Source organism: Micromonospora sp. WMMB482 (assembly GCF_019038635.1).
GTDB classification, from domain to species: domain Bacteria; phylum Actinomycetota; class Actinomycetes; order Mycobacteriales; family Micromonosporaceae; genus Micromonospora; species Micromonospora marina.
This window is the reverse complement of record NZ_JAHOPD010000020.1, coordinates 1,382,559-1,396,106: the sequence shown is the minus strand read 5'-3', so window position 1 is coordinate 1,396,106 and position 13,548 is coordinate 1,382,559. Positions and strand designations below refer to the sequence as shown.

At 75.2% G+C, this 13,548-nt stretch carries 12 protein-coding genes; 6 read left to right on the top strand and 6 right to left on the bottom strand.

What is annotated here, in order from left to right:
* Positions 1–16: 16 nt before the first annotated feature.
* The 3 genes from KSK32_RS07355 to KSK32_RS07345 are packed head-to-tail and all read right to left on the bottom strand — an operon-like array spanning position 17 to position 3,331.
* Positions 17–1,123 carry a low specificity L-threonine aldolase gene (locus KSK32_RS07355; RefSeq protein WP_216929773.1) on the bottom strand — a complete coding sequence of 369 codons (1,107 nt, stop codon included), beginning with the start codon at positions 1,121–1,123 and terminating at the stop codon, positions 17–19.
* On the bottom strand, positions 1,120–2,307 hold the full coding sequence (locus tag KSK32_RS07350; RefSeq protein ID WP_216929771.1) for a pyridoxal phosphate-dependent aminotransferase: 1,188 nt from the start codon (positions 2,305–2,307) through the stop codon (positions 1,120–1,122). Before KSK32_RS07350 ends, KSK32_RS07355 begins: the two co-directional genes overlap by 4 nt.
* 31 nt (positions 2,308–2,338) lie before the next feature.
* The gene (locus tag KSK32_RS07345; RefSeq protein ID WP_216929769.1) at positions 2,339–3,331 is read right to left on the bottom strand and encodes an MmpS family transport accessory protein; all 993 of its coding nucleotides are present in this window, start codon (positions 3,329–3,331) and stop codon (positions 2,339–2,341) included.
* Positions 3,332–3,604: 273 nt separating this feature from the next.
* Between KSK32_RS07345 and glmS the strand changes: the two genes are divergently transcribed.
* Positions 3,605–5,518, top strand: coding sequence for a glutamine--fructose-6-phosphate transaminase (isomerizing) (glmS, locus tag KSK32_RS07340; RefSeq protein WP_135242042.1), 1,914 nt, complete (start codon positions 3,605–3,607; stop codon positions 5,516–5,518).
* 119 nt (positions 5,519–5,637) lie between these two features.
* On the opposite strand, the gene KSK32_RS07335 is transcribed toward glmS, so the two are convergent.
* Complete coding sequence (locus KSK32_RS07335; protein WP_216929767.1) at positions 5,638–7,293, bottom strand: alpha/beta hydrolase; 1,656 nt, start codon at positions 7,291–7,293, stop codon at positions 5,638–5,640.
* Positions 7,290–7,592, bottom strand: coding sequence for a type VII secretion target (locus KSK32_RS07330; RefSeq protein WP_216929765.1), 303 nt, complete (start codon positions 7,590–7,592; stop codon positions 7,290–7,292). Before KSK32_RS07330 ends, KSK32_RS07335 begins: the two co-directional genes overlap by 4 nt.
* Before the next feature lie 217 nt (positions 7,593–7,809).
* Here KSK32_RS07330 and KSK32_RS07325 point away from each other — a divergent pair, with 217 nt between their 5' ends.
* The 5 genes from KSK32_RS07325 (at position 7,810) to ung (ending at position 12,795) form a co-directional block, all read left to right on the top strand.
* The gene (locus KSK32_RS07325) at positions 7,810–9,279 is read left to right on the top strand and encodes an NAD(P)H-hydrate dehydratase (RefSeq protein ID WP_216929764.1); all 1,470 of its coding nucleotides are present in this window, start codon (positions 7,810–7,812) and stop codon (positions 9,277–9,279) included.
* Positions 9,280–9,360: 81 nt separating this feature from the next.
* Positions 9,361–10,479, top strand: a complete 1,119-nt coding sequence (alr, locus tag KSK32_RS07320) for an alanine racemase (protein ID WP_216929762.1) — start codon at positions 9,361–9,363, stop codon at positions 10,477–10,479.
* Entirely contained in the window at positions 10,476–11,561 is a 1,086-nt protein-coding gene (locus tag KSK32_RS07315; RefSeq protein ID WP_216929760.1) for an alpha/beta fold hydrolase, read from the top strand. The genes alr and KSK32_RS07315 overlap by 4 nt, the downstream gene beginning before the upstream one ends.
* Positions 11,558–12,040 carry a tRNA (adenosine(37)-N6)-threonylcarbamoyltransferase complex ATPase subunit type 1 TsaE gene (tsaE, locus tag KSK32_RS07310; RefSeq protein WP_216929758.1) on the top strand — a complete coding sequence of 161 codons (483 nt, stop codon included), beginning with the start codon at positions 11,558–11,560 and terminating at the stop codon, positions 12,038–12,040. Before KSK32_RS07315 ends, tsaE begins: the two co-directional genes overlap by 4 nt.
* A gap of 53 nt (positions 12,041–12,093) precedes the next feature.
* A complete protein-coding gene (ung, locus tag KSK32_RS07305) occupies positions 12,094–12,795 on the top strand; it encodes a uracil-DNA glycosylase (protein WP_216929750.1) in 702 nt (233 codons plus the stop codon).
* Here the strand turns inward: ung and KSK32_RS07300 are convergent.
* Positions 12,784–13,509 carry a helix-turn-helix transcriptional regulator gene (locus KSK32_RS07300; protein WP_216929748.1) on the bottom strand — a complete coding sequence of 242 codons (726 nt, stop codon included), beginning with the start codon at positions 13,507–13,509 and terminating at the stop codon, positions 12,784–12,786. The two genes, ung and KSK32_RS07300, sit on opposite strands and share 12 nt — an antisense overlap.
* Between the last annotated feature and the right edge of the window lie 39 nt (positions 13,510–13,548).

Below are 13,548 nucleotides of genomic sequence, written 5' to 3'. Positions count from 1 at the left end.
TCCGGCGACCCGCCGGTCAGCTCGTCCGGACCCGGCGCAGGAAGCGGGCGGCCAGGTCGGCCACCGCGTCGGCGTCCAGCTCCTGCGCCGGCCCGGCCACCGTCACCTCGGCCAGCGCCAGCCCGGGCACCTCGGTGTCGCGCCACCCGCCGACGAACCACGCGCGTTCCTCCTCGGCCAGCGCCAGGTTGGCCGCGTCCAGCACGGCCGCCGGATTCGGCAGCCAGAACCAGAACTGGTGGGTGTGCGGTGGTGCCGGGTACACCCGGGCGCCGGGCAGGGCGGCCAGCGCCTCGGCCACCACCCTCGCGTGCGCCACGTACCCGGGGAGGCGGGGCAGCTCCCGGTTCAGCCCGGCGAGCGCTGCGAGCGCAGCCGGCCACTGCTGGAACAGCGTGCCACCGTAGCGGTGCCGCCAGGCGCGCGCGTACCGGACCAGCTCCGCGTCGGCGGCCAGCGCCGCGCCGGAGTGGCCGCCCAGCGACTTGTAGAACGAGACGTACGTGCTGTCGGCCAGCGCCGCGATCTCGGCCGGCGAGTAGCCGAGGTGGACCGTCGACTCCCAGAGCCGGGCCCCGTCGAAGTGCACCCGGGCGCCGCGGGCGCGGGCCGCCGCGACGACGGCGACCAGCTCGTCCCAGGTCGGCAGCACGAACCCGGCGTCCCGCAGCGGCAACTCCAGGAAGAGCGTCCCGATCGGCTCGTCCAGCGCCGTCACCTCGTCGGCCGTCGGGTTGCGCGGTGCGCTCGTGGTGCGCACCGCGCGTACGCCGGCGAGCAGCGCGAACGCGTCCCGCTCGTGCGTCAGCGGGTGGCTGAGCGGGTGCAGGCCGACACCGGCGCGGCCGGTCAGCTCCGCCCCGTGCCGCATGGCCACCTGCTGCGCCATCGTGCCCGACGGGAAGAACGCGGCAGCCTCCGCGCCGAGCAGCTCGGCGACCCGCAGCTCCAGCGCTTCCACCGGCCCGCCCTCGCCGTACAGGTCGGGCAGGTCGTCCCCGGCCGCCGCGCCGAGCGCGACGAGCTGCTCCGGCACCGAGGCCGGGCGTACGCCGGAGAGCATCGTGTCGCAGCCGCGCTGGGCGGCGAACCGGCGCAGCCGCGTGGCCTGCCCGTCGCTCATCCGTCCTCCCGGAGCCGGCGCAGCCGGGTCACCGCTTCGGCCAGCACCTCGGATCGCTTGCAGAACGCGAACCGGATCAGCCGGCGGCCGGCCTCCACGTCGTCGTAGAACACCTGCGTGGGCACCGCCACCACACCGCAGCGCTCCGGCAGCGCCCGGCAGAACTCCACCCCGTCCCGGCCGCCCAGCGGCGTGACGTCGGCGGTGACGAAGTAGGTGCCCTCCGGCGCGAGCACGCCGAACCCGGCATCGGCCAGGCCGGCGGCGAGCTGGTCCCGGCGTCGTTGCATGTCGTCCCGGAACCCGGTGAAGTACGCGTCCGGCAGCCCGAGCGCCACCGCCACCGCCGGTTGCAGCGGCCCGGCGTTGACGAACGTCAGGAACTGCTTCACCCGCAGCACCGCCGCCACCAGCGGCGCCGGACCGCTCACCCAGCCGACCTTCCAGCCGGTGCAGGAGAACGTCTTGCCGGCCGACGAGATGCGCAGCGTCCGCTCCCGCAGGCCGGGCAGCGTGGCCAGCGGTACGTGCGGCGTGGCGGCGTCGGTGAACACCAGATGCTCGTAGACCTCGTCGGTGACCGCGTACACGTCGTGTTCCCGGCACAGCCCGGCCACCGTCGTCAGCTCGTCGGCGGTGAAGACCTTGCCGGTCGGGTTGTGCGGCGAGTTCAGCAGCACCAGCCGCGTACGCGGCCCGAACGCGGCGCGCAGCTCGTCCGGGTCGAACGCGTACCGGCCGTCGGGACCGGGCCGCAGCGTCACCGGGCGGCGAACCGCACCGGCCAGCGCGATCGAGGCGGCGTACGAGTCGTAGTACGGCTCGAAACAGATCACCTCGTCACCCGGCTCGCAGAGCGCGAGGATGCTCGCCGCGATCGCCTCGGTCGCCCCGGCGGTCACCACGATCTCGCCGTCCGGGTCGTACTCCAGGCCCCAGAACCGGCGCTGGTGCGCGGCGACGGCGGCGCGCAGCGCGGGGATGCCCGGACCGGGCGGGTACTGGTTGTGGCCGGTGCGCAGCGCCTCGGCGGCGGCGGCGAGCATCTCCGGCGGGCCGTCGGTGTCCGGGAAGCCCTGCCCGAGGTTGACCGCTCCGGTGCGCACTGCGAGCGCGGACATCTCGGCGAAGACGGTGGTGCCGAACGGCCGCATCCGGGCCACCAGGGGATCGGTCGTCGTCACGGCGGTCAGCCTACGGCCCGCCGCCGACCGCTCACCAGCCGAAGCAGGCCACACCCCATCTTCCCGAGTTCTGGGCGACGACCTTGCCGTCGATGGTTATCCGGCAGGTCACCTGGCCGGCGCGTCCGGCGCTTGTGACGATCTGGACCCGCTCTCGGTCGCTTGTGGTGAATCTCAGCCGCCAGGGCGAGTCCACGGAGTCGAGCTGGTGGAAGTCGCCGTTCGCGTCGTAGAACTGCACCTCCGCGTCGCCCTCCGAGCCGGTCACCTCGTACAGCACGGTGAACCGGCCCGGGCCGCCCGAGGGGGCCGTGGCCGGCGTTGCCGGGGGAGGGGTGGGCTCGTCGGCCCACCCGTCGGGTTCGCCGTAGAACGGGTCGTCGTACCGCTCGCCGGAGGCCGTCCCCCCGCCCATGGTCCGGCCGAGGAAGGACAGCCCGACGCAGCCGCAGACGATGAGCGCCAGCACGGTGACGATGCCGATCACCAGACCGGCCGCCCAGCCGTTGCCGCCGCGTCGTGGCGGCATGCCCGGATACGCGTACGGCGGCGGGTAGGGCCCGGGCGGGTACGGGCCGGGCGGGTAGGAACCGGCCTTGTGGGGGCCGGGCGGGTAGGCGGCCGGTGCCCAGCCGGGCGGTGCCGGGAGGTCCGGGGCGCCGGGCTGGGACGGCCACCCGGCCGCGCCTGGGAACCCGGGAGCCTGGGGACCGCCGGGGGCCGGTGGGACGGCCGGTCGCGGCATGGTGGCCGGGTCGGCCGGAGCCGCCCAGCCCGGTTCGCCCACCGGCCGGCCCGTGTCGCTCGGGGACGTGGCCGGGCCGGTTCCGTACGCGCTCTCCGGGCCGGCTGCCGCCCACGGGCTCGGAGCCGGGGGCGGCGACCAGGGCGCGGGAGGCGTCCACGGCTGCGGGGCGGCCAACGGGTCCGGCGGCGTCCAGGACGAGGGCAGCGGCGTGGCCGGCGCTGCGGTCGGGTCGCTCGGTCCGGAGGGCGGTTCGGGGGCGGGGGTCGTCTCGGACATCGGCTCAGCTCACAGGGGTACGGCGCGGACGACCGCGGAACGGTGGGCCCGGGGGGACGGCGCCCGGCCTCAATGTAGGCGGTGGCGGTCAGCCGCGCGGTCCCGGGCGGCGGTCCGCGCGCCGCGTCCCGAACCGGTCCGGACGGGCGGAACGACTTGGATGGCGCTTTGTCCGGTAATGGCATCCCCGTTGCTCGGTTCGCTCAAATTCTGTGATCGTTAACCGGCTTTCCGAGCACGCGCGATGAGCGAAACTCGGTTAGGCTGCGGACCATGTGTGGAATCGTGGGTTACGCCGGTGCGCGCCCGGCGCTCGGCATAGTGCTTGACGGACTGCGGCGTCTCGAATACCGCGGCTACGACTCGGCCGGGGTCGCCGTGGTCTGCGAGGACGAGCTGCTGACCGAGAAGAAGGCCGGCAAGCTCGCGAACCTGGAGAAGGTCCTCTCCGAGCGCGCGGCGGACAACCCCGAGGACTGCGCCGCCAGCCCGATCGGCATCGGCGACGGCACCACCGGCATCGGCCACACCCGGTGGGCCACGCACGGCGGCCCGACCGACCGCAACGCCCACCCGCACCTCTCCCCGGACGGCCGCGTCGCGGTGATCCACAACGGCATCATCGAGAACTTCGCGAAGCTTCGCGCCGAGCTGGAGGACGAGGGCGTCGAGTTCGCCAGCGACACCGACACCGAGTGCGCCGCGCACCTGATCGCCCGCGCGCTGGCCGACCTGCGCTCGGCCGGTGAGACCGACAGCCCGCAGCTCCTCGCCGCCGCCATGCGCGTGGTGTGCGGGCGCCTGGAGGGCGCGTTCACGCTGCTCGCCGTCGACGCCGGCATCCCCGGCGCAGTGGTCGGCGCCCGGCGCAACTCGCCGCTCGTGGTCGGCCGGGGCGACGGCGAGAACTACCTGGCCAGCGACGTCGCCGCGTTCATCGAGCACACCCGGGACGCGGTCGAGCTGGGGCAGGACCAGATCGTCCTGATCACCCCGGACAGCATCGACATCACCGACTTCCACGGTCAGCCGGCCAGCGGCACCGACTTCCACATCGACTGGGACTCGTCGGCCGCCGAGAAGGGCGGCTACGACTGGTTCATGCTCAAGGAGATCGAGGAGCAGCCGCAGGCCATCGCCGACACGCTGCTGGGCCGGCTCACCGAGACCGGCGAGATCGCCCTCGACGAGGTCCGCCTCAGCGAGCAGGACCTGCGCGACGTCGACAAGATCTTCATCGTCGCCTGCGGCACCTCGTACCATGCCGGCCTGGTCGCCAAGTACGCCATCGAACACTGGACCCGCATCCCCTGCGAGGTGGAGCTGGCCAGCGAGTTCCGCTACCGCGACCCGGTGCTGGACCGGTCCACGCTGATCGTGGTCATCTCGCAGTCCGGCGAGACCATGGACACGCTGATGGCGCTGCGCCACGCCAAGGAGCAGAAGGCCCGCGTGCTGGCGATCTGCAACACCAACGGCTCGACCATCCCGCGTGAGTCCGACGCGGTGCTCTACACCCACGGCGGCCCGGAGATCGCTGTCGCCTCCACCAAGGCGTTCCTCACCCAGGTCGTCGCCTGCTACCTGATCGGCCTGCACCTGGCCCAGGTGCGCGGCATCAAGTTCGCCGACGAGGTGGGCGCGGTGGTGGCTCAGCTCCAGGAGATGCCGGGCAAGCTGCGGGAGCTGCTGGACCGGATCGAGCCGGTCCGTGAGCTGGGCCGGGAGCTGAAGTCCGAGCCGACGGTGCTCTTCATCGGCCGGCACGTGGGCTACCCGGTGGCGCTGGAGGGTGCGCTGAAGCTCAAGGAGCTGGCGTACATGCACGCCGAGGGCTTCGCCGCCGGCGAGCTGAAGCACGGCCCGATCTCGCTGATCGACCAGGGCACCCCGGTGATCTGCATCGTGCCCTCCCCGGTGGGCCGGGGCATGCTGCACGACAAGGTCGTCTCCAACATCCAGGAGGTCCGCGCCCGCGGCGCCCGCACGATCGTGATCGCCGAGGAGGGCGACCAGGCGGTGGTCCGCTACGCCGACCACCTGATCTACGTGCCGCGTACGCCGACGCTGCTGGCGCCGCTGGTGACCACCGTGCCGTTGCAGGTGCTGGCCGCGGAGATCGCCGCCGCCCGCGGACACGACGTCGACCAGCCCCGGAACCTGGCCAAGTCGGTCACCGTCGAGTAGCCGATCCCGTCCACGGTCCCTCCGCCCGTCCATCGGGCGGAGGGACCGCGTCGTCTCCGGCCTGCCTCGCGGGCGGCCGCCGGATGGCCGCGGGTGGCCGCCGGAGGGGCGTGGGCGGGTCATCGGCCCAGCACGATCCGGGCCATGCCGTCCAGCGCCGGGTTGTCCGGATCCCAGTAGCCGGTGTGGCCGTGCGGAGCGCTCAGGAAGCGCCTCCCGCCGAAGCCCGGCGCGCTCGGGTCGGCGCCGAACCAGAGCCGCTCGCCGTGCGGGTCGAGCACGGCGAGCGCCGGACCGAGTGGCGTACCCGCGAGCAGTGCGCGGCGGGCCAGCTCGTCCGGCGGGCGGGCCAGCCGGATCACGTCGTCCGGCGCGGTCGACGACCAGACCTGACCGGCGGGCATGCGCAGGTCGGTGGCGTGATCCACGCCCACCCCAGGCGAGCCGACGAAGACCAGCGCATCAGCGCCCAGCCCGTGGTCGCGCGCGGCGGCGCCGACCACGAGCGAGCCGTAGCTGTGCCCGAGCACCGTCTGCCGGGCCGGTGGGCCCTCGTGCGCGGCCCGCAGCCCGTCCTGGAACCGGTGCAGTGCCGGGCCCGCGTCCTCGGCCTGCCGGGTGCCGGCCGCCTCGGTGAGGAAATCGGGCGCGTCGTAGTCCAGCCAGAGCACCGCCGCCGTCTCCTCGCCCGGCCCGAGCGCCGCGCACCGCTGCAACACCCGTGCCGCCCGGCCCAGCTCGGCCGGCGCGTCGGCGAGATCCGAGGTCATGCCCGGGACGTAGGTGAGCACCGAGGCGGCGCGGTCCGGGTTGCCGAGCGCCACCACCGCGCGGCCGTCGCCGGCCGGGTCCAGCCCCAGCAGGTACGCCCGGGGCGCCCCGCCCGCCGCCAGCCGATCGCCGAGCCCGTCCAGCCCGCGCAGCGCCGCCTCGACGGCGGCGAACCGGACCCGCCGGGACGCCTCCAGCGGCCCGGCCGGAAGCGGGTGCAGCAGCGCGAGCCGCCGCGCGAGCAACTGTTCCCGCCGGTCGCCGAGCAGCAGCCGGTTCGCCTGGTCCCGGGCGGCGGCCGGAAGCCCGTCGAGGCGCCCGATCCGGCCCGGTTCCCGCCCCACCAGCCAGCGCCGTTCGGCCGCGCTCAGGCCGGCCCACCAGCGGCTCACCTCGGCCGGTCCGGCGCCGGGCCCGGGCCGCCACGCGGGCGGGACGCTCACCCAGCCGCGTACCGCGGCGGTGGTCAGCTCCGCCAGCCGGCCGGCCGCCTCCCGGTCGGCGGCGCCGGCGAGCGTCAGCGCGCCCTGGATGCCGGCGCGCGCGTGGACCACCGCCGGCCCGGTCTGCGCCACCGGCCGCGCCGGGCCGGGCCGAACCGCGCCGGTGCGGTCGACGAGCAGGCCACCGGACTCGGCCCGGGCCACCTCGGCGCCGAGCCGGGCCTTCGCCGCGCCCAGCCGGGCGCCGAACTCGGCGAGCACCTGGTCGACCTCGACCAGTGCGGGCAGCACGTCGGTGAGGCCGGTGCGCAGGTCCCCGATCCGCCGCTGCGCGGCAGTCGCGGCCGTTCCCGACCACCCGGGCCGGAGCGCGCCGATCCGGGCGGTCAGCGCGTCGGCGCGGCGGCGCACCGGCCCGTCGAGCCCTCGCCAGGCCACCCCGGCGGTGGACCAGGCGCCCGGATCGGCCCGCCAGAGCTGCGCGTACCCGACCGGGGCGTCCGCCGGGCCGCCGGACCGTCCGGAGCCGGGCACGGGCTGCCCGGGAGCGCCGCCGCTCATCGCAGCACCCCGGTGAGGCGGCGGGCAGCGCGTTCGTCCACCGCCTCGTAGCCGTCCGCCCCGCTGCGCAACGCCTGAGCGGTGTCGGCCACCCGGGCGCCGAGCGCGCCGGACCAGCGCCGCACGGCCGACTCCAGGTCGGCCAGCGCCCCCGCGGACCGCCAGCCGTCCGGCGCCGCCACCAGCAACGACTCCGGCGCCGCGCCCGGCCCGCAGGCCAGCCGGTACGCGTCGTCGGCCAGCTCGCGCGCCACCGATCGCAGCAGCTCCGGGTCGACGTCGAACGGTCTCTCCACCACGTGCCCTCCCTCGCCCGGCGCCATCGGCCGGCCCCGGACACCGGGACGTTAGGCGGCACCCGACGGCGGCCGCCGACCCCTGTGGACAACGTTCCGGGTTGTCCACAGGGCCGGTCCGCGAGCCGGTCCCGGGCGCGTACCGCCGGTAGGGTGAGGCCGTGATCGGGGGAGCCGCGAAGCGGACGCTGAGCCGGCGCGACGAGCGGGGCGGGGTGGCATGAGACAGGTGTGGCGGGTCGCGGACGTTCGCGCGGCGGAAGCGGGCCTGATGGCCACCCTTCCGGCCGGTGCGCTCATGCAGCGGGCCGCGGCCGGGCTGGCCCGCCGCTGCGCGTTGCTGCTCGCCGGCCGGGGCGGCGTCTACGGCGCCCGGGTGCTGGTGCTCGTCGGGTCCGGCGACAACGGCGGCGACGCCCTGTTCGCGGGCGCGCACCTGGCCCGCCGGGGCGCGGCGGTGACCGCGCTGCTCCTCACGCCGGGCCGGGCGCACGCCGAGAGCCTGGCCGCCCTGCGCGCCGCCGGTGGGCGTGTGGCCGACCGGCCGCCCGCGGTGGTCGACCTGGTGCTCGACGGCATCGTGGGCATCGGCGGCACCGGAGGGCTCCGCGAGACGGCCGAGCAGCTGGCCGCGAGCCTGACCGGGCAGCGCGGGCGCGACGGCACACCCGCCACCGTGGTCGCGGTCGACGTGCCGAGCGGCGTCGCCGTCGACACCGGCCACGTCCCGCTCACCGACGCCGGGCGGCCCCGGGCGGTCCGCGCCGACGTGACGGTCGCCTTCGGTGCGCTTAAGCCGGCCCTGGTCGTCGGCCCGGCGGCCGAGCTGGCCGGCGAGGTCGAGCTGGTCGACATCGGGCTGACGCCGTGGCTGCGCGGCACACCGGCGCTCCAGGTGGTCGAGCAGACGGACGTGGCCGACTGGTGGCCGGCGCTCGGCGCGTCGTCGGAGAAGTACTCCCGGGGCGTGGTCGGCGTGGCCACCGGCTCGGCCACCTACCCCGGCGCCGCCGTGCTCTCGGTCGCCGGGGCGCTCGCCGGTCCCACCGGCCTGGTCCGCTACGCCGGAAGCGCCAAGGACGAGGTGCTGCACCAGCACCCGTCGGTGATCGCCACCGGCCGGGTCGCCGACGCGGGGCGGGTGCAGGCGTGGGTCTGCGGCTCCGGGCTCGGCACCGGCGAGGACTCCGCCGCCGAGGTACGTGCGGTGCTCGCCGCGCCGGTGCCGGTGGTGCTCGACGCGGACGCGCTGACGCTGCTCGTCGACGGCAAGCTGGCCGACCGGCTGCGCGGCCGGGACGCGCCGATCGTGGTGACGCCGCACGACCGGGAGTACGCCCGGCTCTGCGGCGAGATGCCGGGGGAGGACCGGGTCGCCGCCGCGCTGCGGCTGGCCGCCTGGATGAACGCGGTGGTGCTGCTCAAGGGCGACCGCACGGTCATCGGCACGCCCGACGGCCGCGCGTACGTGAACCCGACCGGCACCCCGGTGCTCGCCACCGGTGGCACCGGCGACGTGCTGGCCGGGCTGCTCGGCTCGCTGCTCGCCGCCGGGCTGGCCCCGGAGCGGGCGGCCGCCGCCGCGGCGTACCTGCACGGGCTGGCCGGCCGGGAGGCGGCGCGTGGCGGTCCGGTGACCGCGCCCGACGTGGCCGCGGCGTTGCGTCCGGTACTGGCCCGGCTGGGCTGATCCGGGCGGCAGCCGGTGGCGGCGGGCGCCGCCCGCACGGCTCACGGCGCTGATGATCACTGACGGAAGTAGGCTGGGGACATGTGGCAGTCGGAGGTGCGCGTCGACCTGGACGCGATCCGGGAGAACGTGACCCGGCTCAGGGCCGGCACCAGCGCCGAGCTGATGGCGGTGGTCAAGGGCGACGGGTACGGCCACGGCATGGTGCCGGCCGCCCGCGCGGCGCTCGACGCCGGGGCGGACCAGCTCGGCGTCTGCACGCTGGACGAGGCGCTGCGGCTGCGCGAGGAGGGCATCACCGCGCCGGTGCTGGCCTGGCTGCTCAGCCCCGGCCTGCCGCTGCACGACGGGATCACCGTCGGCGTCGACCTCGGCTGCGCCAGCCTCACCCAGCTCGACGAGATGACCCAGGCGAGCCGCCGGGCGGGCCGCCCGGCCCGGCTGCATCTCAAGATCGACACCGGGCTGGCCCGGGGCGGCGCCACCGTCGCCGACTGGCCGGCGCTGCTGGAGGCCGCCGCGAAGGCCCAGGCCGACGGCCTGGTCGAGGTGGTCGGCGTGTGGAGCCACTTCGTGTACGCGGACTCGCCCGGCCACCCCACCACCGACCGCCAGCTCGCCGTGTTCCGGGAAGGGCTGGAGATGGTGACGCGCGCCGGCCTGCGTCCGCGCTACCGGCACCTGGCCAACTCGGCCGCCACGCTGACCCGGCCGGACACCCACTTCGACCTGGTCCGTCCCGGCATCGCCGTCTACGGCCTGTCGCCGGTCGCGGGCGAGCGGTTCGGTCTGCGTCCCGCCATGACCGCCCGCGCCCGGGTGATGCTCACCAAGCGGGTGGCGGCCGGTACCGGCGTGTCCTACGGCCACACCTACCTGACCGAGCAGGAGGCCAACCTCGCGGTGGTGCCGCTCGGCTACGCCGACGGGGTGCCGCGGCACGCCTCCAGCACCGGCCCGGTGCAGCTCGCCGGCAAGCGCCGGACGATCTCCGGGCGGGTCTGCATGGACCAGTTCGTGGTCGACTGCGGCGACGACGAGGTGACCGACGGCGACGTGGCGACGCTGTTCGGCAGTGGCGCGGACGGCGAGCCCACCGCCGACGACTGGGCCGAGGCGGTCGGCACCATCAACTACGAGATCGTGACCCGTTTCGGCGGCGTGCGCGTGCCCCGCGTCTACGACGGCGAGCGCGCATGAGTGTCCGGTTGCCGCGACCGCGTACCGCCGCCGGCAAGGTGGCGGGGCTGGTCGGCGCCGCCGTCGGTGTGGCCGCCGCCGGGCTCGCGGCGGGCGTGGTCAGCGAGCGGGTGCTGGTCCGCCGGCTCAAGAACGACCCGGCCGACCGGTACGCCGACGAGGTCTTCGGCGAGCAGCGCCACGACGAGGCGTACCGGCTGGAGATGCCGGACGGCACCGACATCCACGTGGAGGTGGTCGAGCCGGCCCGTCCGGTGGAGGGGCACCCGACGGTGGTGCTGGTGCACGGGTTCTGCCTGGACATGGGCACCTTCCACTTCCAGCGCAAGCGGCTCGCCGAGCGCGGCGACTACCGGGTGGTCGCGTACGACCAGCCGGGGCACGGCCGCTCCGGCCGGCTGGAGAGCGGTGAGTACGACCTGACCGCGCTGGGCCACACGCTGCGCCGGGTGCTCGACGAGGTGGCCCCGGACGGCCCGCTGGTGCTGGTCGGGCACTCCATGGGCGGCATGACGATCATGGCGTTGGCCGAGCTGTACCCGGAGATGTTCGGCGACCGGGTGGTCGGCACCGTGCTGATGGCCACCTCGGGCGGTCTGGCGGCGGAGACCAAGCTGGTGGCGCCCGCGCTGCTCGGCCGGGTCGGCTCGCCGGTGCTCTACATGATGAGCAACGCCACCCGGTACGGCGGCACCGTGATCGACCGGGCGCGCCGGTCGACCTCGAACGTGGCCTGGCTGCTCACCCGCAAGTACGGCTTCGGCACCTCGAAGCCGAGCCCGGCCCTGGTGTCGTACGTCGAGACGATGAACTCGCGCACCTCGGCCGACACGGTCACCCGCTACCTGCGCACGATCGCGACCCACTCCCGGTTCCCGGCGCTGGCCGCGCTGGCCGGCACGCCGGTGCTGGTGATCGTGGGGGACAAGGACATGATCACCCCGGTGACGCACTCCGAGGAGATCGTCCGGCGGCTGCCGCACGCCGAGTTCGTGAAGATCAACGACAGTGGGCACGTGGTGATGCTGGAGCACGCCGACGAGGTGAACGCGGCGCTGGAGAGGTTCCTGGACTCGCTATGACGGTGGTCGTGGAGCTGAAGACCGTCGAGGACACCCACGAGTTCGGGCGGCGGCTGGCCGGGGTGCTGCGCGCTGGTGACCTGCTGCTGCTCAGCGGCCCGCTCGGGGCCGGCAAGACGGCGCTGACCCAGGGCATCGGTGCCGGCCTCGGCGTACGCGGGGCCATCACCTCGCCCACGTTCGTCATCGCCCGGGTGCACCGGCCCGACCCGGCTCGGGGCGGCCGGGTGACGCTCGTGCACGCCGACGCGTACCGCCTGGGTGAGGCCGCCGACCCGCGCGCGGAGATCGACGACCTCGACCTGGACGCCTCGGTGGACGATGCGGTCACCGTGGTGGAGTGGGGCGAAGGGATGGTCGAGCAGCTCGTCGACGCACATCTGCGGGTACGCATCGACCGCCGCGACGACGACACCCGGGCGGTCACACTGGAACCGGCCGGCGGCGACTGGGCCGCCCGGCTGGCCACCCTCGGCTGAGCGCTGTCGTACCCGCTGCCTAGAGTCCCGGGGACGACTGCGAAAGGTTGCCGATGCCCGACGACGCCCCCGCCCTCGACCTGATGGCACTCCTGCCCGAGCCGTGGCGAGAGGCGCTCGCCCCCCACCTGGACCCGGCCCGCACCGCGGCGCTGGCCGAGTTCGTCGCCCGGGAGTACGCGACCGCCACCGTCTTCCCGCCGCTGGAGGATCTCTTCTCCGCCTACCGGCTGTGCGGCCCGGCCGACACCCGGGTGCTCATCCTGGGGCAGGATCCGTACCACAAGGCGGGGCAGGCGCACGGGCTCAGCTTCAGCGTGCGCGAGGGGGTGGCGGTGCCGCCGTCGCTGCGCAACGTCTTCAAGGAGCTGGGCGAGGACCTGGGCGTGCCGAAGCCGCGCAGCGGCAACCTCGACGGCTGGGCCGCGCAGGGTGTTCTGCTGCTCAACTCGGTGCTGACGGTGCGGCAGGCCACGCCCGGCTCGCACGCGAACCGGGGCTGGGAGGAGTTCACCGACGCCACCATCCGGGCGCTCGACGCGCTCGACCAGCGCGTGGTCTTCCTGCTGTGGGGCGGCTACGCACGCAAGAAGGCGGCGCTGGTGACCAGCCCGCAGCACGTGGTGCTGGAGGCCGGGCACCCGAGCCCGATGAACCCGCGCGGCTTCCTCGGCAGCCGCCCGTTCAGCGCGGCGAACAAGGCGCTGGCCGACGCGGGGCTGCCCACCGTCGACTGGGAGCGCTCAGCCGGCTGACCCGTCCGGCGCCTCGCCCGCCGCGGCGAGGCGCCGGCGGTACCGGGACAGCAGTTCGGCCGTGCGCCGGTCGGTCACCTCCACCTCGACCAGCGGCTCGACCGGATACGTACGTTCACCGAGGCGGACCTCGATGGGCTCGGGCAGTTCGTCGCACATCCGGGCCCGCAGTTCGCCGTAGCGGGTCCACCAGCGGTGGTCGCCCGGCTCATCGGGCTCCGTGTGGATGCCGCCCCACACCTGCCATCGGGCGTCCCAGCGCCGCGCGTAGACGCGATCGAGGAGCGCGCTGAACTGCCGCGAGTCCCGCCAGCGCACCGCGATCTCGACCGCCTCCACCGGCAACGGCGCGCCCTGCAGTAGTGCCGCCGTGCCGCCCGACAGCACGTACGGCAGGTCGCCCAGGGCGTCCATGATCCGGTCCAGCCCGAGAACGTCGATCCGCTCGGCAAGCACCATCCCGGCCATCTCGTCCAGCGCGGCGTCCAGGTGGCTGTCCAGCGGTTCGACCTCGATCCGCAGCTGCCGGCCGAGCGAGGCGAGCAGGCGTTCCGCTGTGGTCAGGCTCGGCAGCCGGTCGCCGCGTTCGATCCGGGCGATGGCGGCCTGACTGAGCCCGGACCGGGCGGCCAGCGCCTGCTGGGTGAGCCCTGCTTGTTCGCGTTCACGCCGCAGGGTGCGGGCGACCTGCCGAACGAGGCGACTCTCCGTCATCCCCGGAGAATGGCAGTCCTCTTCTCAGCGTTATGCCTC

Coding starts and splice junctions, on each gene's coding strand:
- KSK32_RS07355 (WP_216929773.1), bottom strand. CDS start 1,123: ATGAGCGACGGGCAGGCCACGCGGCTGCGCCGGTTCGCCGCCCAGCGC.
- KSK32_RS07345 (WP_216929769.1), bottom strand. CDS start 3,331: ATGTCCGAGACGACCCCCGCCCCCGAACCGCCCTCCGGACCGAGCGAC.
- glmS (WP_135242042.1), top strand. CDS start 3,605: ATGTGTGGAATCGTGGGTTACGCCGGTGCGCGCCCGGCGCTCGGCATA.
- KSK32_RS07335 (WP_216929767.1), bottom strand. CDS start 7,293: ATGAGCGGCGGCGCTCCCGGGCAGCCCGTGCCCGGCTCCGGACGGTCC.
- KSK32_RS07325 (WP_216929764.1), top strand. CDS start 7,810: ATGAGACAGGTGTGGCGGGTCGCGGACGTTCGCGCGGCGGAAGCGGGC.
- alr (WP_216929762.1), top strand. CDS start 9,361: ATGTGGCAGTCGGAGGTGCGCGTCGACCTGGACGCGATCCGGGAGAAC.
- KSK32_RS07315 (WP_216929760.1), top strand. CDS start 10,476: ATGAGTGTCCGGTTGCCGCGACCGCGTACCGCCGCCGGCAAGGTGGCG.
- tsaE (WP_216929758.1), top strand. CDS start 11,558: ATGACGGTGGTCGTGGAGCTGAAGACCGTCGAGGACACCCACGAGTTC.
- ung (WP_216929750.1), top strand. CDS start 12,094: ATGCCCGACGACGCCCCCGCCCTCGACCTGATGGCACTCCTGCCCGAG.
- KSK32_RS07300 (WP_216929748.1), bottom strand. CDS start 13,509: ATGACGGAGAGTCGCCTCGTTCGGCAGGTCGCCCGCACCCTGCGGCGT.